This is a genomic window from Aeromonas sp. s2, from assembly GCF_040907935.1.
Classification (GTDB): domain Bacteria; phylum Pseudomonadota; class Gammaproteobacteria; order Enterobacterales; family Aeromonadaceae; genus Aeromonas; species Aeromonas dhakensis.
The window spans coordinates 254403-275900 of record NZ_JBFOCR010000014.1 but is presented as its reverse complement, the minus strand read 5'-3'; the positions used below and the strand labels follow the sequence as shown (position 1 = coordinate 275900).

At 63.2% G+C, this 21498-nt stretch carries 19 protein-coding genes; 7 read left to right on the top strand and 12 right to left on the bottom strand.

Annotated elements, in window-relative coordinates; all coding sequences use genetic code 11:
- Positions 1-2: 2 nt before the first annotated feature.
- Entirely contained in the window at positions 3-1682 is a 1680-nt protein-coding gene (locus AB5Y81_RS12030) for an alpha/beta hydrolase (RefSeq protein WP_279484083.1), read from the top strand.
- Between the two features lie 104 nt (positions 1683-1786).
- Here AB5Y81_RS12030 and AB5Y81_RS12025 read toward each other — a convergent pair whose 3' ends face one another.
- The 6 genes from AB5Y81_RS12025 to cyoA form a co-directional block, all read right to left on the bottom strand.
- Positions 1787-3148 carry an MFS transporter gene (locus AB5Y81_RS12025; RefSeq protein ID WP_279484082.1) on the bottom strand — a complete coding sequence of 454 codons (1362 nt, stop codon included), beginning with the start codon at positions 3146-3148 and terminating at the stop codon, positions 1787-1789.
- A 167-nt stretch (positions 3149-3315) separates the two neighbouring features.
- Entirely contained in the window at positions 3316-4212 is an 897-nt protein-coding gene (gene cyoE / locus AB5Y81_RS12020; protein ID WP_017780806.1) for a heme o synthase, read from the bottom strand.
- An 11-nt stretch (positions 4213-4223) separates the two neighbouring features.
- The gene (locus AB5Y81_RS12015) at positions 4224-4553 is read right to left on the bottom strand and encodes a cytochrome o ubiquinol oxidase subunit IV (RefSeq protein ID WP_005302933.1); all 330 of its coding nucleotides are present in this window, start codon (positions 4551-4553) and stop codon (positions 4224-4226) included.
- Positions 4553-5164, bottom strand: a complete 612-nt coding sequence (locus AB5Y81_RS12010; RefSeq protein WP_005302934.1) for a cytochrome o ubiquinol oxidase subunit III — start codon at positions 5162-5164, stop codon at positions 4553-4555. Before AB5Y81_RS12010 ends, AB5Y81_RS12015 begins: the two co-directional genes overlap by 1 nt.
- 4 nt (positions 5165-5168) lie before the next feature.
- Positions 5169-7145: a cytochrome o ubiquinol oxidase subunit I gene (gene cyoB / locus AB5Y81_RS12005; RefSeq protein ID WP_005302935.1), complete on the bottom strand. Its 1977-nt coding sequence runs from the start codon at positions 7143-7145 to the stop codon at positions 5169-5171.
- A complete protein-coding gene (gene cyoA, locus AB5Y81_RS12000) occupies positions 7145-8215 on the bottom strand; it encodes a cytochrome o ubiquinol oxidase subunit II (protein WP_080630592.1) in 1071 nt (356 codons plus the stop codon). Before cyoA ends, cyoB begins: the two co-directional genes overlap by 1 nt.
- 607 nt (positions 8216-8822) lie before the next feature.
- Here cyoA and AB5Y81_RS11995 point away from each other — a divergent pair.
- Both AB5Y81_RS11995 and AB5Y81_RS11990 read left to right on the top strand, forming a co-directional pair.
- The gene (locus AB5Y81_RS11995; RefSeq protein WP_279484081.1) at positions 8823-10748 is read left to right on the top strand and encodes an NAD(P)/FAD-dependent oxidoreductase; all 1926 of its coding nucleotides are present in this window, start codon (positions 8823-8825) and stop codon (positions 10746-10748) included.
- Positions 10745-11938, top strand: a complete 1194-nt coding sequence (locus AB5Y81_RS11990; RefSeq protein WP_279484080.1) for a cytochrome c — start codon at positions 10745-10747, stop codon at positions 11936-11938. The genes AB5Y81_RS11995 and AB5Y81_RS11990 overlap by 4 nt, the downstream gene beginning before the upstream one ends.
- Before the next feature lie 62 nt (positions 11939-12000).
- Here AB5Y81_RS11990 and AB5Y81_RS11985 read toward each other — a convergent pair whose 3' ends face one another.
- The gene (locus AB5Y81_RS11985) at positions 12001-12336 is read right to left on the bottom strand and encodes a DUF3634 family protein (RefSeq protein ID WP_042049182.1); all 336 of its coding nucleotides are present in this window, start codon (positions 12334-12336) and stop codon (positions 12001-12003) included.
- Between the two features lie 121 nt (positions 12337-12457).
- Complete coding sequence (locus AB5Y81_RS11980; RefSeq protein ID WP_216973143.1) at positions 12458-13426, bottom strand: nucleoside hydrolase; 969 nt, start codon at positions 13424-13426, stop codon at positions 12458-12460.
- Between the two features lie 292 nt (positions 13427-13718).
- On the opposite strand from AB5Y81_RS11980, the gene AB5Y81_RS11975 reads away from it, so the two are divergent.
- A complete protein-coding gene (locus tag AB5Y81_RS11975; RefSeq protein ID WP_279484077.1) occupies positions 13719-14276 on the top strand; it encodes a HutD family protein in 558 nt (185 codons plus the stop codon).
- A 24-nt stretch (positions 14277-14300) separates the two neighbouring features.
- Here the strand turns inward: AB5Y81_RS11975 and AB5Y81_RS11970 are convergent, their stop codons facing one another.
- Both AB5Y81_RS11970 and azu read right to left on the bottom strand, forming a co-directional pair.
- Positions 14301-14507 (bottom strand): hypothetical protein, encoded by a 207-nt coding sequence (locus AB5Y81_RS11970; protein ID WP_268037225.1) that lies wholly within the window; start codon positions 14505-14507, stop codon positions 14301-14303.
- Between the two features lie 188 nt (positions 14508-14695).
- Positions 14696-15136 carry an azurin gene (azu, locus tag AB5Y81_RS11965; RefSeq protein ID WP_005302949.1) on the bottom strand — a complete coding sequence of 147 codons (441 nt, stop codon included), beginning with the start codon at positions 15134-15136 and terminating at the stop codon, positions 14696-14698.
- A gap of 332 nt (positions 15137-15468) precedes the next feature.
- Here azu and AB5Y81_RS11960 point away from each other — a divergent pair, with 332 nt between their 5' ends.
- On the top strand, positions 15469-16509 hold the full coding sequence (locus AB5Y81_RS11960) for an FAD:protein FMN transferase (protein WP_139398452.1): 1041 nt from the start codon (positions 15469-15471) through the stop codon (positions 16507-16509).
- Between the two features lie 155 nt (positions 16510-16664).
- On the opposite strand, the gene AB5Y81_RS11955 is transcribed toward AB5Y81_RS11960, so the two are convergent.
- Both AB5Y81_RS11955 and AB5Y81_RS11950 read right to left on the bottom strand, forming a co-directional pair.
- Positions 16665-17870: an MFS transporter gene (locus AB5Y81_RS11955; RefSeq protein WP_279484076.1), complete on the bottom strand. Its 1206-nt coding sequence runs from the start codon at positions 17868-17870 to the stop codon at positions 16665-16667.
- A 255-nt stretch (positions 17871-18125) separates the two neighbouring features.
- Positions 18126-18551, bottom strand: coding sequence for an Hsp20/alpha crystallin family protein (locus AB5Y81_RS11950; RefSeq protein ID WP_042051231.1), 426 nt, complete (start codon positions 18549-18551; stop codon positions 18126-18128).
- Positions 18552-18806: 255 nt separating this feature from the next.
- On the opposite strand from AB5Y81_RS11950, the gene AB5Y81_RS11945 reads away from it, so the two are divergent.
- Entirely contained in the window at positions 18807-20453 is a 1647-nt protein-coding gene (locus tag AB5Y81_RS11945; RefSeq protein WP_010633387.1) for a tetratricopeptide repeat-containing response regulator, read from the top strand.
- Between the two features lie 49 nt (positions 20454-20502).
- On the top strand, positions 20503-21465 hold the full coding sequence (locus tag AB5Y81_RS11940) for an ion channel (RefSeq protein WP_211028501.1): 963 nt from the start codon (positions 20503-20505) through the stop codon (positions 21463-21465).
- Positions 21466-21498: the final 33 nt, after the last annotated feature.

Genomic DNA, 21498 nt, shown 5'->3' with positions numbered 1-21498 from the left:
CAATGAAATACACGCTGCTCATGACCCTGCTGGCACCGGCATTGCTGGCAGGTTGCAATCTGGAAAAGAGAGAAGAGCCCTTCCAGGCTCGCCATGTTCGCGCCGGCTATGACGCCGGTCAGGTCTGCCAACAGCTGCGCCAGGGCTGGCAGGAGGACGGCATCGCCATTCCCGCCAGTCAGGTCAGCTGTCACTACCTGACGGTGCCGCTCGATTACGACAAGGAGTGGGTCCAGATCAAGGAGACCAAGTGGGAGAAAAGCTCCACCTCGCGCACCGGCAGTGGCTTTTTCTCCGGCGACAGCCGCCATTTCTCCTCCTGGTCGGACAATCCCAGCCGCACCCAGATCAAGCAGCAGACCCGCACGGTCAAGGGCGACACCCTGGATATCTTCTATCTGCACTATCGCGCCAGCGGCGACTATCGCGGCACCCTGTTCTACAACCCGGGCGGCCCCACCTCCGCCACCCCGGATCTCGGCCTCCTGCTCGACCTGCTGCGCAGCGCCAACCCCGCCATCCTTGAGCACTACGACATCGTCACCCTGGATCCCCGCGGGGCCGGTTACAGTGCCCTTGGCCACGAGCTGCGCAGCTGCCTGCTGACCGACAAACAGGGCGTGCGGCCAGACATGACCCCGGCGCAGCTCGCCCAGCTCTTTGCCAGCCGTGACAAGGGTGCCCTGCCGGCGCTCCAGAGCGGGGCCGATCAGGGCCAAGCCTTCGGCGCCACCCTGCGCGAGCGCTGCGACGAGCCGTTGCGGCTGCATGCGCCGCATCTGGGCTCCCGGGCGGTGGTCGAGGACATGGAGCGCCTGCGCCAGCACCTAGGGCGCGATCGTATCACCCCCATCACCTTCTCCTACGGCACTCGTCTGGCCGCCCTCTATGCCGCCCGCTACCCGAGCCACGTGGCCAATCTGGTGGTCGACTCGCCGATGTCTCCCGCCGAGAGCCGCTACCCGGCCATCTTTCGCGGCGATGGCGAGAATGCCAACCGCATCCTGGCCTGGCGCTTCGGGGAGCAGGCGCTGCAGCGCAGCATGGCGGTGACCCGGCAGGTACGCGACAACGGCCGCTATGTGGACAACCAAGGCAATGTGCTCGACCGCGCCCGCTGGGAGGCGGTACTGATCGATGCCATCAGCGGCAGCGAGCGCGACGATCAGCTCGCCTTCTGGCAGCAGGACGACGCCGGCCCCCTGCTGACCCGCCTCGCCGATCAGGCCGACGACAACCCCTATCAGGAACTGCAGGAGATGCCCTTCTTCAGCGCCATCCACTGCACCGACAACAGCGAGCCCTATGGCTGGCAGGGGCTGGACCCGGAAGATGCCGCCTTCCAGGGGGCCGGCGCCCTGCTGCTGGCCAAGAGCTTCCACACCTGCGCAGACTGGCCTTATCCGCGCCAGCCCATCGCCAGCTACGGCGCCGGCGAGATAAAGCTGCCGGATGATGCCAAGGCCCTGGTGCTCGGCGCCGAGTACGACCCCAATACCCCCTTCGCCGGTGCCCGCCAGATGCAGGCCGCCTTTGGCAGCGCCGCCCGCCTGATTCGGGTGGAGCAGAGCAACCAGCACGGCCAGCTCAGCAGCTCCCGCTGCGCCAGGGCGGCCCTCAGCACCCTGCTGCTGGGGGATGGCGCCAGCCTGCCCGCCGAGCAGCGTTGCCTGGCCGACTGAGCCCGCCCCCTGTTGCACACAGCCCAGCTGAGCACAATCCAGCTGAATACTGCCCAATAAAAAGCCCGCCGAATTGGCGGGCTTTTTCATGCCGGCAGGCGTCCTCAGGCGGCGACCAGCGACTCCAGATCGCGCCGGCTCAGGCGCTTGCTGTCCACCTTCACATAGACGGAGTGCTCGGCAGCGGCCAGCAGCACGTCGCTCACCCCCTCGCAGGCGCGGATCTTCTGCTCCAGCGCCGCGTTGGCCTCCACCCCTTCCGGCAACACGATGCGCAGGCTGCTCACGTAGGGTGGCTCGGCCATGGTGAGGCTGACCCCGAGCCAGACCAGCGCCAGCGCGGCGCAGCCGCCAAACACCAGGGCGCCGCCACCCAGGCTGTAGAGCAGGCCGCCGAGGCTGCCGCCGATGGCCACCCCGATAAACTGGCTGGTGGAGTAGATCCCCATGGCGGTGCCCTTGTAGCCGGGGGGCGACTCCTTGCTGATAAGGGACGGCAGCAGCGCCTCCATCACGTTGAAACCGATGAAGAAGATCTGCAGGCCGGCGAGCAGGCCCCACAGCTGCAGGCCGCTTTGCCAGAGCACCAGCTCGGCGACGAGCATCACCAGCACGCAGATCTGGAACACCCGCTTCATCTTTCTGCGCTTTTCGGCATAGATGATGAACGGCACCACGCTGACGAAAGCGATCAGCATGGTGACCAGATAAGCCTGCCACTGACTGTCACGGGGCAGGCCGGCACGCTCCAGCAGCGGCGGCAGCGCCACGAAGCTCGACATCAGCAGGGTGTGCACGCAGAGGATGCCGAAGTTGAGCTTGAGCAGGCGCGGGTTGGTCAGCACGGTGCGCATCCCCCCCTTCACCATGCCGGACTCGCGATTGAGCAGGTGACCGCTCGGGGTCGGCACCAGCCAGAGGGTGACGGCAATGCCCGCCAGCGCCAGCAGGGCGATCAGCCAGAAGAGACCACTGAGCCCCAGCGCATGGGTAATGAGGGGACCGGTCACCATGGCGATGGCGAAAGTGATGCCAAAGCTCACCCCGATGAAGGCCATCGCCTTGGTGCGGTTCTGCTCGCGGGTGAGATCCGACAAGAGCGCCATCACGGCGGCCGAGATGGCGCCGCTGCCCTGCAGGGCGCGGCCGAGGATCACGCCCCAGATGGAGTGGGTCAGCGCCGCGATCACGCTGCCAAGGGCAAACATCAGCAGACCGCCGACGATGAGGGGCTTGCGGCCCACCTTGTCGGAGAGCAGGCCGAACGGGATCTGGAACAGCGCCTGGGTCATGCCGTAGATGCCGATGGCCAGGCCGATGAGCGCCTCGGAGGCACCCGCGAGAGACATGCCGTAGGTGGTCAGCACCGGCAGCACCATAAACATGCCGAGCATGCGCAACGAGAAGACGGAGCCGAGCGCCCAGGTGGCACGGCGCTCGCCCCTCGTCATGGTGAAATCATTCATGATGGCCTCGATAGGTCAGGAAAAAGGAAGACTCAAGGGGTGGCCGACACGCGCCATGCCACACCCGACACAAGGGAAAAGTGCCCGACGGGGCGGCCCCATAATAACAGAGCCGGGAAGGTTCCCGGCTCTGGATTTCATGCATTTTAGGGGGGCAAGTCACACTATCAGGGCAGCATGCTCACCAGCACCGCAGGCTCGGCCTCCGGCTGGAAGTCCACCGACATCATCACGCTCAGGCAGGTAATGGTGACGATGGAGAACATGAACAGCTTGCGCGCCCAGAGGGAGTCGTCCACCGCCGCCTTGTAGCCAGACAGCGCCATCCCCAGCCACCAGACGCTGACCGCGGTGGCCACCACCAGATACTTGTAACCGGCGTAGCCGCCGAGGAACAGCATCAGGGTTGGCACCATAAAGGCCAGGATGTAGAGGGTGATGTGGTGTTTGGCCACGGAGATCCCCTTCACCACCGGCAACACCGGGATGTTGGCCGCCTGATAATCCTTGAAGCGGAAGATGGCGATCGCGTAGGAGTGCGGCATCTGCCACAGGCTGAAGATCGCCAGCAGGATCAGTGCCCCCGAGTCGAACTGACCGCTCACCGCGCAGTAGCCGATGACCGGCGGCGCGGCGCCGGAGAGGCTGCCGACCAGGGTGCCGTAGACCGAGTGACGCTTCATGTAGAGGCTGTAGACCCCCACATAGACAATGAAGCCCAGCACCGCCAGCAGGGCGGCCAACGGATTGGCCGCAAAGTAGAGCAGTGCAATGCCCGCAATGCCGAGGGCGCTCGCGTACCAGAGCGATACGCCGGGGGCGATCAGACCCTTCACCAGAGCACGGTTCTTGGTGCGCTCCATGATGCAGTCGATGTCCCGGTCGATGTAGTTGTTGAACACGCAACCGGAGGCGACCACCAGTGATACACCAGCCATGGTCAGGATGAAGAGGGGCACATCCAGGCTCCCCTTGGAGGCCAGCAGGAACCCTCCGATAACCGAGATGAGGTTACCGAAGATGATGCCCGGCTTGGTCACTTGCAGGTATTGCTTCATCATCATTGCCAACCTGCTCAGTGAACCATCATGTTGATGTTGAGGTTGTACATGATCCACAGGGAACCCACGACCACGATGGCGATGATGAGCACGGTAAAGATCAGTGCCACCAGGTTCCAGCGCTCCTCGGACGAGGTGTTCATGTGCAGGAAGTAGACCAGGTGCACGAAGATCTGCACCACCGCCATGCCGACCACGGTGGCCAGCACGGTGGTGTGGGAGGCAGAACCGTCCATCACCATCCAGAACGGCACTGCGGTCAGGATCAGGGACAGCACGAAGCCGATCAGGTAGCTCTTGGCGCTGCCGTGGCTGGCGCCGTGATTGTCAACGGAATGACTCATTACATGACCCCCATCAGATAGACCACGGTGAAGACGCAGATCCACACCACGTCGAGGAAGTGCCAGAACAGGCTCAGGCACATCAGACGGGTACGGTTGCGATCGGTCAGCCCCTTCTTGGCTACCAGCACCATCATCACGATGATCCAGACAAGACCGCTGGTCACGTGGATACCGTGGGTACCCACCAGGGTGAAGAAGGCGGAGAGGAAACCGCTGCGATCCGGACCGTAGCCCTCGGCAATCAGGTGATGGAACTCGTAGATCTCCATCGCGATAAAGCCGGCACCGAACAGGAAGGTGATGAACAGCCAGGTATTGACCGCCGCCACCTTGTTCTTGTTCATGGCCAGCATGCCAAAGCCGAAGGTGATGGAGCTCAGCAGCAGCAGCATGGTTTCGGCAAACACGAACGGCAGTTCGAAGATGTCCTTGCCGCTCGGACCGCCGGCGGTGCCGTTGACCAGGACCGCATAGGTCGCGAACAGGGTCGCGAACAGGATGCAGTCACTCATCAGGTAGATCCAGAAGCCGAATACCTTGTTGGCGCCGGCATCATGGTGCCCATCCTCATGGGCACCGTGAGTGTGATGTAGAACGTCAGTCGCCATGGAATTAAGCCACCTTGTTGAGATTTTCAAAATGCTGACGCTCGATCCGCTCGATCTCGTCAACCTGCACGTAGTAGTCCACGTCGTCATTGAAGCTGTGGATGATCCAGGTGGCGATCATGCCGACGAAGCCGGCGATGGCCATCCACCAGATGTGCCAGATCATGGCAAAGCCGAACAGGGTGCTGAAGGCGGCGATGATGACGCCGGCACCGGAGTTTTTCGGCATGTGGATCGGGTCATAGTGCTTGGGCTGCTGATAGGCAGAACCGTCCTGCTTGGCTTCCCAGAACGCATCCAGCCCTTTGATCTTCGGCTCGATGGCGAAGTTGTAGAAGGGGGGCGGCGAGGAAGTGGACCACTCCAGGGTACGGCCACCCCAGGGATCGCCGGTCAGGTCGCGGTTCTTCTCGCGGTCGCGGATGCTGACCACGATCTGGATCACCTGGCACAGTACGCCCAGCGCAATCAGACCGGCGCCGCAGGCAGCCACCACCAGCCAGCCGTGGAACTCGGGATCGATGTTCTGGCTGACACGACGGGTCATACCCATGAAGCCCAGCACGTAGAGCGGCATGAAGGCCACGAAGAAGCCGGTGATCCAGCACCAGAAGGCACGCTTGCCCCAGACGTCATCCAGCTTGAAGCCGAACGCTTTCGGGAACCAGTAGGTGATACCGGCGAAGCAGCCGAACACCACACCGCCGATGATGACGTTGTGGAAGTGGGCGATCAGGAACAGGCTGTTGTGCAGCACGAAGTTGGCGGCCGGCACGGAGAGCAGTACCCCGGTCATGCCACCCACGGTAAAGGTGATGATGAAGCCGACGGTCCACAGCATGGGCGAGGTGAACTCGATGCGACCGCGGTACATGGTGAACAGCCAGTTGAAGATCTTCACCCCGGTCGGGATGGAGATGATCATGGTGGTGATGCCGAAGAAGGCATTCACGTTGGCGCCGGACCCCATGGTGAAGAAGTGGTGCAGCCAGACGATGAAGGAGAGCACGGTAATGGCGATGGTCGCCCACACCAGCGAGGTGTAACCGAACAGCTTCTTCTTGCAGAAGGTCGCCACCACTTCGGAGAAGATCCCGAACACCGGCAGTACCAGGATGTACACCTCGGGGTGACCCCAGGCCCAGATCAGGTTGATGTACATCATCATGTTGCCACCCATGTCATTGGTAAAGAAATGGGTACCCAGGTAGCGGTCTGCGGTCAGCAGGGCGATGGTGACGGTCAGGATCGGGAAGGAGGCGATGATCAGCACGTTGGCGCACAGGGCGGTCCAGGTGAACACCGGCAGGCGCATCATGGTCATGCCAGGGGCGCGCATCTTGATGATGGTGGCGAAGAAGTTCACGCCGGTCAGCAAGGTCCCCAGACCCGAGATCTGCAGACTCCAGATCCAGTAGTCGACCCCGACCCCCGGACTGAACTCCAGCCCCGACAAGGGCGGATAGGCCAGCCAGCCGGTCTGGGCGAATTCACCGACCCCGAGGGAGACGTTGATCAGCACCACGGCCGCGGCGGTGAACCAGAAGCTCAGGTTGTTCAGGAAGGGGAAGGCGACGTCACGGGCACCGATCTGCAGCGGCACCACGATGTTCATCAGACCGATCACCAGCGGCATGGCCACGAAGAAGATCATGATGACGCCGTGGGCGGTGAAGATCTGGTCGTAGTGGTGCGGTGGCAGTATGCCCTCGCCGCCGGCCGAGGCCATGACCTGCTGGGTACGCATCATCACCGCATCGGCAAAGCCGCGCAGCAGCATGACCATGCCGAGGATGAGATACATGATACCGAGGCGTTTGTGGTCGACCGAGGTCAGCCACTCTTTCCACAGATATTGCCACTTGCCGAAATAGGTGATGAGACCGGCGATACCCAGCCCACCCAGAATGATGCCGGCGATCGTGACCATGATGATGGGTTCATGGTACGGAATGGCATCGAGAGTTAATTTTCCAAACATCAGTTAGTACCCGCTTTCACAGTCTTGTCGGCCGGCATGTGACCGGCGTGGTCCATCTGCTCGCCCTGGGCCTCATGGTGCATGGCGTCGCCGTGCTCCATGCCTTCATGGCTCATGGAGGCGTCATGCTCCATGCCTTCGTGGCTCATGGAGGCATCATGCGGCATCGCAGCCGATGCTTCGCCGTGTTGCATGGCAGCGTGCTCGCCGTGCTTCATGTCGCCCATGAACTTGTTGATGATGTTGACGAACAGCTTGGGATCGGCGCTGGCGAAGTACTCCACCGGGTGGTTTTCGCTCTTCTTGGCCAGGGTGTTGAACTCATCCATGGTGTTGAGCGCCTTGGAAGAGGCTTTCACCTTGGCGACCCAGGCGTCGAAACCGGCCTGATCCTGAGTGGCGATGGCGTTGAACTTCATGCCGGAGAAACCGGCGCCGCTGTAGCCACCCGAGATGCCCTTGTACTGGCCTGCCTCGTTGGCGATCAGGTGCAGCTTGGTCTGCATGCCCGCCATGGCGTAGATCTGGCCGCCCAGCTGGGGAATGAAGAAGGAGTTCATCACGGTGTCGGAGGTCACCCGGAAATTGACCGGGGTGTTGACCGGGAATGCCAGCTCGTTGACCGAGGCGATACCCAGCTCCGGATAGACAAACAACCATTTCCAGTCAAGGGAGATGACATCGACCTGGATCGGTTTCACCTCGGATTCCAACGGTTTGTAGGGATCCAGAGAGTGGGAGGTCTTCCAGGTAATCACCGCCAGGATGGCGATAATGATGACGGGTACGGTCCAGACGACCGCTTCAATCTTGTTGGAGTGGGCCCAGTCAGGCGCATAGGTGGCATTGGTGTTGGACGCTCGGTATTTGTAAGCGAACGCCACTGCCATCACGATCACGGGCACCACCACGATCAGCATCAAGCCGAGTGCGGTCAATATCAGTGACTTCTGCTCCAGACCAACTTGCCCCTTGGGGCTCATCAGCGCCATGTCGCAGCCGCTCAGCAAGCCGGCAGTCGCGAGCAACAGCAAAGCGCCCAAGCCCCTCTTTACATCAAAAGGTCTCATGCAATGTCCTCATCTTCGCAAGGCTAAAGTGGTAAGAAAAACGCAGCATTCTATTTCACCGGGGGGGGATGTGAACAACATGAAAAATTAATCTTTCACTTGTGTGCTGTTTGCGATTTCTGTGTGTCGCATGTTAATGGCTTGACGCCGCTGAATTTATCCATATCGGGCCGTTCTCAATTAATCAGCGGCTGGCTCAATTTCATTCAATCAGCGTTGATTAAATGACCACTTCGTCGTTTAACCTTTTATTTTACAAGGATAAAGGGTGTCATTTGGTGGCCTTGCGGTGAAAATTCAGGCGATAATCAGGCCCTGTTTGTCGACCATGGCCGAATAAAGGTGAGACTCGAAATTAACCATAATTAATCAAATTAAATTTCAATTAATTCCTTGGTATTGATGTGGCTTTGCCCCACAAACATGCATATTTCATCCATCTCACCGCCATGGCCATCACATGATCCCCCATTTTGTTTAATAAGTTATTATCAAAGCCATGGACTCCATCGGGATATAGCGGTAGGTTGCGCCCCTTCGTTACTCGTCAGTCACGAATTCAACCCTATCCCACTTCTCATTCGACTCTTCATTTACAGGGATTGCCATGAGCATCACACGCAGAGACTTTCTCAACGGCGTCGCCATTGCCATTGCGGCCGGCGTCGCCCCCATCCAGCTGCTGCAGGCCGCCGAAGGCGGCAAGGCGCTGGCCGAGAAGACGCTGGTCTATCCGCCCGCTCTCACCGGCCTGCGCGGCAACCACCCGGGCTCCTTCGAGCCGGCTCACAGCATCGCCCGCGACGGCAAGCAGTATGACTTCGCCCACCTCCCGCTGGAGGGCGAGTACGATCTGGTGATCGTCGGCGCCGGCATCAGCGGCCTCTCCGCCGCCTGCTTCTACCAGCAACTGCTCGGGGCGGACAAAAAGATCCTGCTGCTCGACAACCACGACGACTTCGGCGGCCACGCCAAGCGCAACGAGTTCACCACCCCGGACGGTCTGCGGCTGGGTTACGGCGGCAGCGAATCCCTGCAATCACCGCGCTCCGTCTACAGCCCGGTGGCGCTGGGGCTGCTCAAGGCGCTCGAGGTCAACATCGACGAGCTGGCCAAAGGCTTCCAGCAGACCTTCTACCCGGATCTGGGTCTGAGCCGCGGCGTCTTCTTTGACGAGAAGCACTTCGGGGTCAACAAGATAGTGAGCGGCGATCCGGGCCACAGCGTGGCCGACGACATCCCGCGCGATCGCTTGAACGGCCGGCCGCTGGCCGAGTTCATCGGCGACTTCCCGTTCGACGACACCGACAAGGCCACCCTGCTGGCGCTGCACGAAGAGAAGACCGACTACCTGCATGGCATGACTCGCGAGCAGAAAGACGCCTGGATGGAGAGCAACAGCTACACCACCTTCCTGCGCGACAAGGTGGGGCTGAGCGAGCGGGCCATCACCTTCTTCCAGCAGCGCACCGACGACTTCCAGGCGGTCGGCATCGATGCCACCTCCTGCGCCGACGCCCGCCTGTGCGCCCTGCCGGGCTTTGCCGGCATGGATCTCACCCCGCTCGATGCAGAATCCCAGGCCGAGCTGGACGACCCCTACATCTTCCACTTCCCGGATGGCAACGCCGGCCTCACCCGCTTGATGGTGCGCAAGCTCATCCCGCAGGTGGCCCCAGGCCACACCATGCAGGATGTGGTGCTGGCCAGGTTCGACTACAGCCAGCTCGACCGCCCCGAGCACAAGGTGCAGCTGCGCCTTGGCAGCACGGCGCTGCAGGCCAGAAACGTGCCGCTCAAGGACGGCAAACAGGGGGTGGACGTCACCTACATCAAGGAGGGCAAGCTGCACCGGGTGCAGGCCAGACAGTGCATCATGGCCGGCTACAACATGATGATCCCCTACCTGGTGCCCGAGATGCCGGCGCCCCAGAAGGAGGCGCTGCGCCAGAACGTCAAGGCGCCGCTGGTCTACACCAAGGTGGTGATCAGAAACTGGCAGCCGTTCGTCAAACTCGGCGTGCACGAGGTCTATGCCCCGGCCGCCCCCTACAGCCGGGTCAAGCTCGACTACCCGGTCGACCTCGGCGGCTACGAGCATCCCAAGAACCCGGATCAGCCCATGTGCCTGCACATGGTCTATGTGCCGACCCTGCCGGGCAGCGGCCTGTCGGCCCGCGAGCAGTCCCGCAAGGGGCGCGCCATGCTCCTCGGCATGCCGTTCGAGCAGCACGAACAGATGATCCGCGAGCAGCTGCAGGCCATGCTGGGCGAGGCCGGCTTCAACCATGAGCAGGATATCCTCGCCATCACGGTCAACCGCTGGTCCCACGGCTACTCCTACATCGCCAACTCCCTGTTTGACGACGAAGAGCAGTCGGAGCGCTTCATTGAGCGGGGTCGCCAGCCGGTGGGCAACATCACCATCGCCAACTCGGACGCGGGCTGGAGCCCCTATGCCCACGCCGCCATCGACGAGGCGTGGCGCGCCGTCAACGAGCTGGTCGCCCTGACCAAGGGAGGTGCCAAATGATCCGTTCCCTGACTGCCAGTACCGTGCTGCTGGCCCTGCCCACCTTCGCCCTGCAAGCCGCCCCCGCCATGTCGGCGGGTGAATACGTGGCCAAGCTGGGGGACTGCGCCGCCTGCCACACCAGCGAGGCGAGCAAGCCACTCGCCGGCGGCAAGGGTTTCCCCACCCCGGTCGGCACCGTCTACGCCACCAACATCACCCCGGACAAGACCCACGGCATCGGCAACTACAGCCTGCCCGAGTTCATCAAGGTGATGCGCGAAGGGATCACCCGCAGCGGCGACCCCCTCTACCCGGCCATGCCCTACACCGCCTACGCCAAGATGAGCGATGAGGATCTCACCGCCCTCTACCACTACCTGATGCAGGATGTGCAGCCGCAGGCCATTGCCAACAAGGCGAGCGACATCCCCTGGCCGCTCAACATGCGCTGGCCACTCAGGGGCTGGAACTGGCTCTATCACGATGACGGCCGCTTCACCCCGGTCGCCGGCAAGAGTGAGGAGTGGAACCGTGGCGCCTATCTGGTGCAGGGAGCGGGCCACTGCGGCAGCTGCCACACCCCGCGCGGGATCGGCATGCAGGAGAAGGCCCTGACCGAGGCGGATCCCCTCTATCTGAGCGGCGCTACCCTGGATGGCTGGTATGCTCCCGACATCCGCGGTAGCCGCTACGACAAGCAGGCCCTCATCGATCTGTTGAAAACCGGCCGCAGCCAGTATCAGGCCGTCAGCGGCCCCATGGCGGAAGTGATCACTCACAGCAGCCAGTACTTCAGCGACGCGGATCTGGCCAGCATCGCCACCTACCTGACCGGGCTGGATGACGAGGCACCGGCCGCCAGGGGCAACCGGGCCTATGCCAGTGCCGGCGGCCAGGCGGATTACGCCATGTACTGCTCCACCTGCCACGGCAACAACGGGCGCGGCAACGACCACGTCATCCCCTCCCTGATCGGCAACCAGACCGTGCTGGCCGAGGATCCGGCCAGCCTGCTCAACGTGCTGCTGCACGGCGCTGAGACCCCGGTCACCCAGGGCAATATCGGCTACCACATGCCGGGCTACGGCTGGACCCTCAACGATCAGCAGATCGCCGAGCTGGTCAACACCCTGCGCGCCTCCTGGGGCAATGAAGGGGTGGCCATCAAGCCGGAGACGGTCAAGGCCCAGCGCACCCTGCACCCATAAGTCACGCCGACCCTAACAAAACGGGCCTCCAATGGAGGCCCGTTTGCTGTGTGAGTGACGACTCACCCCTTGCGCGGTTTGGAGCCGGAGAGCGGCACCGCCCCCAGCCGGTAATCACCATAGGGGAAGATGTTGCGAAAACGCTGGGCCACCGGCTCCGGAATGGAGCGGGAGAAGACCAGCCTGACCCCATCGCCATCGCGCTGACCCAGGATGCGCCCGCGCACCGTCTCGTGACGCAGGATCTGTTTGGCATGCTCGATGAATGCAGGAGACACCTTGCCCCGCTTGACCTGCACCTTGCCTGGCGCAAGCCGGATCTCGAACAGGGCGCCACGCCCCAGCTTCATCAACCACCAGATGAGGGCAATCGCCACCAGCAACGACAACCAGGCCATCCTGTTTCTCCTTCTTCACACGGTTGCTGCCAGTATAAGCCGCAACTGGCCCCCAATTGTTTGGTGCGGATCACAGCCGTACCTCAAGTCCGACCGCAAGCCACCCTGCTCGCCGAGCCCTCTAGCGGTTGCGACCCCAGGCCACCAGCGTCTCCCGATAGAGCGCCAGCAGCGCCTGATCCCGCACCGCCACCCCGACCTGCTGGGCCGGATGGTCGGCCCACTCGTCGTGGGGGTGGGACTTGCCGTCAAATTTCTGCAGGGTGTGGCCGATAGCAGGGCCGTCGTTGATGACCCGCACCGGCCCCGCGCGCAGGGTGAACAGGGTCGGATCGATCACGTAGGCGATGGCGGACGGGTCGTGCACGTGGCAACCGTCGAGCCCGATCCGCTCGGAGTAGAAGCGCAGGTAGAAGCGGCTGACATCCCACAGGAAACGGCCCGGCTCGCCCGCTTCGTCGCGCAGTGCGTCCAGATAGGCGCTGCTGAAGAAACTCTGCTGGGTCACGTCCAGCCCGATGATCACCACAGGCCAGCGGGCGGTGAACACCCGATCGGCGGCATCCGGATCGTCGTGGATGTTGGCCTCGGCATAGGGGGTCACATTGCCGCGATGGCCGTTGACGCCGAAGGCGCCGCCCATCACCACCACCTGCTTCACCAGGCCGGCAATCTCGGGGGCCGCCTGCAGCGCCAGCGCCAGGTTGGTGAGCGGCCCTATGGTGACCAGGGTGATCTCGCCGGGAGCAGCCTTCACCGCTTCGACGATATACTGCCAGGCCGGCCGGGGATCCGGAGTGAGCGTCACCTCCCCCGCCGTCACGTCGCCAAACCCGCTCGGGCCGTGTACCACAGTGGTCGGGCCCACCGGCTCGCGTCGCAGCGGGGCGGCCGCCCCCTGCGCCACATCCGCCTTCATGCCGTATTGCTGCTTGAGCCAGAGGGCGTTGTGGGTGCCGTTCTCGATGGTGGCATTGCCAAATACCGTGGTGATGGCGAGCAGCTCGATGGCGGGGTGGGCTTCGGCAAACAGAATTGCCATGGCGTCATCGATACCGGGATCGGTATCCAGAATGATCTTGTGAGTCATGGGGCCTCCTTGGGCAACAGAACCGCCAGTGTAGCGAGCCGCCGCCGCTTTAACAGCGACGGGATCACAGCCTGCCGTTTTGCCCTCTCGCCGCCCTGCACAAGTGGTTGCGTTTCATACAGCCGCGACGGGCAAGCAGCCAACGCAAGGGCGATGGCTGGCCTGACTGATGAAACTGATGAAATAGTGGGCGGGCAGTGCGGGACAGGCAGACGCAACCTTGTGGGCCGGCGGGCGGGATGGTATCACTGGGCCACACAATTCACTCCGCTCACCAACTGCCGAGGCGCCATTGATCACCCTGATAAAAGAGTCCGACCAGCTGAAGATGCCCTGGAAGAACAAGCAGGGCACCACAGCCCAGATCCTCATCTCCCCTGCCGGCGCCAGCCTCGACAAGCTCGATTTTGCCTATCGGCTGAGCTCGGCGCCCATCAAGGAGGCCGGCCCCTTCTCGAAATTCCCCGGCTATCAGCGCATCCTGCTGCCCATCAGCGGGGCCGGCTTCGTGCTAAACGGCCACCCCTACGCCACCTTCGAGGCGGCCCACTTCAGCGGGGATGACGACACCCACTGCGAGCTGCTGAAAAAAGAGGTGACGGATCTGGGGCTCATCTATGATCCGGCCCGCCTCAGCGCCAACGTGCGGGTGCTCAACCTCCCCTTCCCGCTCAGCCTCACCCTGGAGACGGACAAGACCTATCTCTGCTACCTGCTAAGCGGCCAGCTCACGGCAGCGGGCCAGCCCATGGCGGTCAACGAGACCCTGCTGATCAGCGGCGAGCAGAGCATCCAGTTCGACTGCCAGAAGAAGAGCGCCATCGCCTTTTTTACCCTGCAACCCAAATAGGTGGCAGGCGCAGGCCGAGCCCGGTCAGCGTTTCGGCGCCCGGCCGCCGCTGTCGAGGCAGGACTGCATGGAGTCATAGGGGGTGTAGTGCTTGGTGCGGCTGTAGTAGGTGCCGCCCTTGGGATGGCAGATGCCGTTGCGGCTCTTCTTCACCGGCGGCTCCGCTGCCAGCGCAATGGCGCATACCAGCAGCAGGCAACAGCCGACCACCCAGTTGATGGCGTTTCTCACGACAAACGGCTCCTCTCCCATGGGCATCAGGCCCGAAAGGGGCCTATCTTACCCGCTATGCTCCCCACTCACCCCGCGCCGGATCATAAAACGGCATACAACTCCCGTTGCAGAGCCAGGGTTCCCTGGCATGGCAAGTGGCCACAAAAAAGCCGGGCACTGCCCGGCTTCTGGGTCGGCACAACGTCTTAGCCGACCTTGAAGGTGCCCTTCATCATGGCGAAGTGGCCGGGGAAGGAGCAGAAGAAGGTGAGGTCTTTGCCGGCCAGGCCGTCGGTCTTGAAGGTGACGCTGGTGCTCTCACCGCCGCCCACCAGCTTGGTGTGGGCCAGTACGCGGGGATCATCCTTGGGCAGGTAGTTGTTCTCGGCGCCGGCGCTCATGCCCGCAGTGGCAACGGCCTGATAGTCGGCGGTATTGGCCAGCGCCCAGTTGTGGCCCATGGCGGTCACCGGCATCTTGCCGGTGTGGTTCAGGGTCACGGTCACCTCTTTGCAGGTGGCCGGTACGCTCATCTCCTTGAGGTTGTACTGCATGGCATCATTGCCTTCGATGACCAACGCGCACTCATCGGCCAGAGCCGGGGCAGCCAGGGTGCTCAGAAACAGCAGGGTAATCGCCTTTTTCATCATCCTCTCCTTTGATTGGCAATAGATGGCAACACAATTGCCTGCAGGCTCGCACCATGGCTGGCAAACATGCTGTCAAAATCGACCTTATTCTACTCAACTGTCGTCATTCGGCTATGCCTTTAGCGCAAAGCTGCGGGTCAGGTCACCAGATTGTTCCCATTATTTGACTGGACAAACCGGCCGCGCCGCCCATTAACCACTCTTTGTTTAATTATCTCCCGCGCTTTTCTCCAGCCGACGCTCGCCCGCCGCCGCGCCCTTGGCTAAGCTGGCGGCCCCGGCACGCGGCCAAGGCCCGTGCCATCCGTTTTTAGCCAGAGAGATCCCGCATGTCGCTCCTTGCTCGCCCGGCCCCCCGCGGCCTGTTGTTGACCCTGCTGCTGATGCTGACCGCCTGTCAGCCAGCCCCGACCCAGACCCGCATCCAGGGCAAGACCATGGGCACCTATTATGCGGTGACCCTGAGCGATCCCTTCCCGGGCGGGGAGCCTGCGCTGCAGCAGGAGGTCGACGCCCTGCTGGCGCGCATGAACCACGAGATCTCCACCTACGACCCGAACTCCCTTATCTCCCGCTTCAATCAGGGCAGCGGCCAGCCCCCCATGGCCATTCCCGCCACCATGGCCAAAATCGTGCAGCAGGGCATCGATGCCGGCCATCTCACCAAAGGCAAGCTCGACGTCACCGTGGGCCCGCTGGTCAACCTGTGGGGATTCGGGCCGGACAAACGTCCGGTCAAGCGCCCCAGCGCCGAGCAGATCGCCAGCGCCCGCCAGAGGGTGGGCATCGACCGGCTGACCTTGACCCCAGAGGGGGATCACTTCCTGCTCGGCAAGGGCATTCCCGATCTCTACCTCGATCTCTCCACCCTGGGCGAGGGGGCGGCCTCCGACGAGATTGCCGGCCTGCTGGAGCAAAAGGGGGTGCACAACTACCTCATCGAGGTGGCCGGCGCCGTGCGCAGCAAGGGCAACAACGCCAAGGGCAAACCCTGGCGGGTGGCCATCGTCGAGCCGTCCGACCAGCCCGGCGCCTTCTCGGACGTGGTGATCCCCAACGGCATGGCCCTCAGCACCGCCGGCAGCTATCGCAACTACTACGAGCTCGACGGCCAGCGCTACTCCCACATCATCGACCCTGCCAGCGGCCAGCCAATCACCCACAAGCTGGTCTCCGCCAGCGTCATCACCCCGACTGCGCTCGAGGCCGACGCCCTCGACACCGCCCTCATGGTGATGGGGCCGGAACAGGCGATGGCCTTTGCCAGGGCGCATGGGCTCGCGGTCTACCTCATCGTCAAGACCGAGCAGGGCTTCGCCGCCAGCCATACCCCCCAGTTCGCCCCCTATCTGGTGGCCAAACAGCCATAAACTGGCAGCCATAACCCAGCCACCATAAAAAAGAGGCCCCGCAGTGCGGGGCCTCGTTGCTTTCAAGCCGGTGTGATTCGATGGGAATGCAGTGAGGCATTGGCGCCTCCCCTCGGCGACAGCAAACCAGTGAGCGCCGTCAACGCGCTTGCGTGTTACTCCTCGCAGCCGGCAGGCGAAGCCGACGGACGCGCCTCCCGGCGACCCATCCCGTAGAGGGCAAACACCAGCATGCAGATCGCGGTCATCACGGCGAACAGGGCCGGGCCGCCCCACACTTGCAAGAACCAGCCCCCCACCATAGGCGAGAACGCCCAGCCGAGCCCGGCCAGGGCGCTGGCGCCGAAGTAGCTCCCCTTGAGGTGAGCCGGCGCCATCTGGTCGATCAGCACGTTGAAGAGCGGAAACAGCACCGCCTCCCCCACGCTCAGCAAGAACATCGCCACCAGCCAGGGCCACAGCAGGGCCGGGCTCGACAGGGCGAACATCACCTGGGCCGATGCCATCAGCAGGATGGAGAACTGCAGCCGCAGGCTCACCCGCCAGCGCCGGGTCAGGTGCAGCAGCGGAAACTGCAAGGTGATGATGGTGAGCGCATTGGTGGCCACCAGCAGGGCCACCAGCGTCTCCACCTCGGGGGCGCCGGCGCGGGTCAGGTACTGGATCAGCGGCGACTCCACCTGGGCGTAGACCAGATTCATCAGCAGGTTGGCGAGGATGAACAGCATGAAGGCGCGATCTCGCCCCACCACCCTGAGCATGGCCCCCAGGGAGAGACCGGCATCCGGCCGGTTGGCGCAGTCGCGGCGAAAGCCGAGCAGGAAGGCGATGCCGAGCAGGCCATAGGTGGCGGCCGTCACCACGAAGGTCTCCTGGCGCGCACCCAGCCCCACCATGACGCCGATGAGGGGCCCCACCCCCGCCCCCACGTTGAGCAGGAAGTAGCGCAGGTGCAGAGCCAGCTCCCGCAGCGCCTTCTCGGGCAGCAGATCCCCCATCAGCGCCTTGCCCGGGGTATCGATAAAGGCGTAGGAGAGGCCCGAGCCAAACACCCCGAGGGTGATGAGCCAGAGGGAGTGGCCGAATCCGAGCAACAGGTAGGCACCGCACGACAGGGCGCAGCCGAGCAGCAGTATGGTGCGCCGGCCGAGCCGGTCGGAGAGCCAGCCGACGTAGAAGCCGATGAGGCAGGAGAGCACCGCCGCGCCACCCAGCAGCATCCCGATACCGGAGGCCGACAGGCCATACTCCCGGTAGAGCAGGATGGAGAGGAAGGGCCAGACCATGAAGAAACTGGTGCGCACCATGAAGGTGCCCAGGATCACGATCCAGACCAGCGGGGGAAAGGGTGGCAGGCGCATGGGAACTCCTTGTCGCGCAATGGTGGCTGATCCGCAGGGAAATCATTCAGTGGTATCAAAAGAAACCCACTTGCACAATCCCCTTCTGAAAAAATCCACCCGGAGGGCTGTCCGGGGCCGAGCGGCGGGTGGCCTTGTGATCAGGAACGAGTCGGGGTCGCCGCCAGCTATCCCTGCCCTCTCCCCAGCCTGCACCCCAACCGCCAGAAAGAGCGAGGCCCCACACTGCGGGGCCTCGTGGTGTGCAAGCCGGCGCTACTCGATGGGGATGCGGTGGGGCGCCGGAGTCATCGCCTGCTTGGGCAGTTGCAGGGTGAGGATGCCGTTGTCGAAGCGGGCGACCACCTGCTCCGGCGTCACCTCCACCGGCAGTTCGACGGTGCGCGATACGCTGCCGAAATAGCGCTCGCTGCGCAGGGTGCGCTCATCCTGGCTCTGGCTGTCGTGCTGGCGGATCTCCGCCTTCAGGGTCACCAGCTTGCCGTGCACATCCACGTGGATGTCCTCCTTCGCCACCCCGGGCAGCTCCGCCTGCAGCAGATAGCCGCCGTCGCTCTCCTTGAGGTCCAGCTTGATCTGGCTCGGCAGCGGATCCCCGTGCAGGGGCCGGATGTAGAAACCGGAGGCCATGTCGTGAAACAGGTCATCAAACAGACTGGTACGGCCTGGTAGCAAACTCATGTGATTCCTCCTTGTGGTCACTGGATGGTCGAAGGCAGGCCCGCGGCCCGCCTCTTTTCAGTCTAAAAACCGGCGTGGGCGCCGCCAGTGCAATCCAGCGCCCGCTTGACCGGGATCAAGGGCCGCGGCGGTTTTTTTCAGGCCCGGCGCCCCCTTGCCAGAGGAAAAACGGCGGCGGCATGGATGTTCAATTGCCTGTCTGCGCGCTTTGGTGGCACACTTCTGTTATCCGCCCGTAGCGCCCTGACCAGACAGATGCAGACACCGGAATCCGAGCCAGAGAAAAAAGCCCCACCCAAACCGAAGCGCATCCTGCTGGTCAACGAACAGCGCTCCTTTCAGGTGATGATGAAGGCGATGCTGATCAACATCGGCATCAGTCGCATCACCTATGTCAACTCGGCCGAAGAGGCCAGACGACGCTGCCAGAAAGAGTCCTTCGACATCTACCTCATCGATTACGAGCTGGGGGTTGGCGAGAACGGTCGTCAGCTGCTGGAGAGCCTGCGCGATCAGAAGCTCATCCCGCCCCAGAGCGTGGTGATCATGGTGAGCGGCGACAGCTCCCGCGCCATGGTGCTGAGCGCGCTGGAGGCCGAGCCCGACGAATACCTGATGAAGCCCTTCTCCCAGGAGCAGTTCTCGTTTCGCCTCAAACGTGCCCTCGCCCGTCGCCAGGCGCTGGAGAGCGTGTTCAGCGCCCTCGCCGAGGAGAACCTGACCACCCTGCTCGCCGCCTGCGCCGAGCGGGCCGATGCGGTGCCGCGCTTTGCCAACTTCTGCCGCTGTCTGCAGGCCGATACCCAGCTCAAGCTGGGCCAGGCCAAGGAGGCCCGCAGCCTGATGCGCCAGCTGCTGGCCGGCCAGGAGAACAGCTGGGCCCGGCTCACTCTGGGCAAGGCGTGCCACACCCTGGGTCTGCACGAGGAGGCGGTGAGCCACCTGCAGGCGACCCTCAAGAACACCCCGCTGATGGTGGAGGCCCACCTCTGGCTGGCGGAATCCCTGCTGGCGCTCGGCAATGACGAGCAGGCCCAGCAGGAGCTCAAGCGGGCGGTGGACATCTCGCCCCAGTCGGTACAGCTTTCCCGCCGGCTGGCGGAGGTGTGCCTGCTGCGCCACGACTACGCCCAGGCCAAGGACGTGCTGCTCTCCCTCATCGATCTGTCGCGCAACTCGATCCACCGCACCCCCCACTATCTGGGGGCCTATATCCAGGCACTGACCCTCTACGCCCTCAACAGCAACGACATCTACCACATCGCCAACCTGCAAAAGCAGGTCAACTCGGCCCTGTCGCGCATTCGCGACTCGTTGATGATGGCGGAGTTCAACTACCCGGTGTTCGAGCAGATCTGCCAGGCCCGGGTGCAGATCGCCCTGGGGGAACTGCTCAAGGGCAAGAAGATGCTCTACCGCGCCAACCAGAACTGGCTCGATCAGCCGGCCACCATGCCCCCCAGCCTGCTGGGCGAGACCATACTCGCCCTCTATCAGCTCGGCGAGTTTGAATATGCCGAGAGCCTGCAGGCACTGCTGGCCGAAGACGAGGATCGGCTGCTCACCACCTGCATCCAGGCCACCCGCGACGACAAGACGGTGCTGGAACGCCGCCAGCGCTACCAGCAGCTCAACGAGCTGGGCATCAAGGCCTATCAGTCCGGCGAGCTGGAACAGGCGCTCGGCCACTTTCGCGAGGCGCTGCGCCGGGCCCCGGCCAATACCGGTGCCGCCCTCAACAAGATCCAGGTGCTGCTGCAGCTGATGCAGAAAAACCGCAAGAGCCCGGAGTTTGGCGCCGAGTGCAAGGAGACCCTGGAGGTGCTGGACGGCATCCCCCTCAACCCGGCCCAGCAGGACCGTTTTCGCAAGCTGCGTCAGGAGTTTACCCAGCTCAGCTGACCCCGCTCGCCTATGCTGATACTGACTCGGCAAGGGGAGGAGACGGGCGATGGCCATGTGTCGATATCTGGTGGCGGATGGCCGCCACTGCAGCGAAGAGGCGGGGGAGCATGATCTGTGCCGCTGGCACGATCCCCATGGCCAGCATCAGGATCCCCACACCGCTCGCGAGCTGGAGCACTACGTCCACCAGGGCGGCCTGTGCCACGGCCTGCAACTGGCCCGCGCCAACCTGGCGGGCCTCAATCTGGTGAAGAAGGGCTCGCCGCACGGCTTTCTGCTGGAGCAGTGCAACCTCTACCGGGCCAATCTGCAGGGGGCTCATCTCTACGGCCTGCGCATGAAGGGGGGCAGCCTGATGAAGGCCGATCTGAGCGATGCCAACCTGCACTGCGCCACCCTCGACGACGTCAACCTGCTCGGCATCCGCTGGCACAACACCCGCCTCGACAACCTGGATACCGGCAAACGGCTGATGCAGGACAGAAAGGGGCGCCGCGAGCGGGACCCGGCGCAGGCCCGGATCTGGTTCAAGGAGGCCGAGGAGACCTACCGGGATCTGCGCAAGGCCTCGGAAGCCCAGGGCATCTTCACCATGTCCGGCCGCTACATCCAGCAGGAGCTCACCATGCGCCGGCTGCAGCTGCCATTCTGGTCCGGCCGCCGCTTCACCTCCTGGATAGTCGATCTCTTCTGCGGCTACGGCGAGGCCCCCATGCGGGTGGTGCTCTTCTCCCTGCTGCTCATCTTCATCTGCAGCCTCTTCTACTTCTTCTTTGGCCTGAGCTTCAACGGCAACCACCTCGTCTATCGGCCCGGCGCCCCTTTCGAGCAGAACGCCATCTTCCTGCTGGAGTGCCTCTACTACAGCGTGGTGACCTTCACCACGCTGGGGTACGGGGACTTCACCCCGGTGGGGCTGTCGCGGATCTTCGCCGCCTTCGAGGCCTTCACCGGCAGCTTTACCCTGGCGCTGTTTGTGGTGGTGTTTGTCAAGAAGATGACCCGTTGAGCCCAGGCGCAACGGGCATGCCACCTCAGAGGT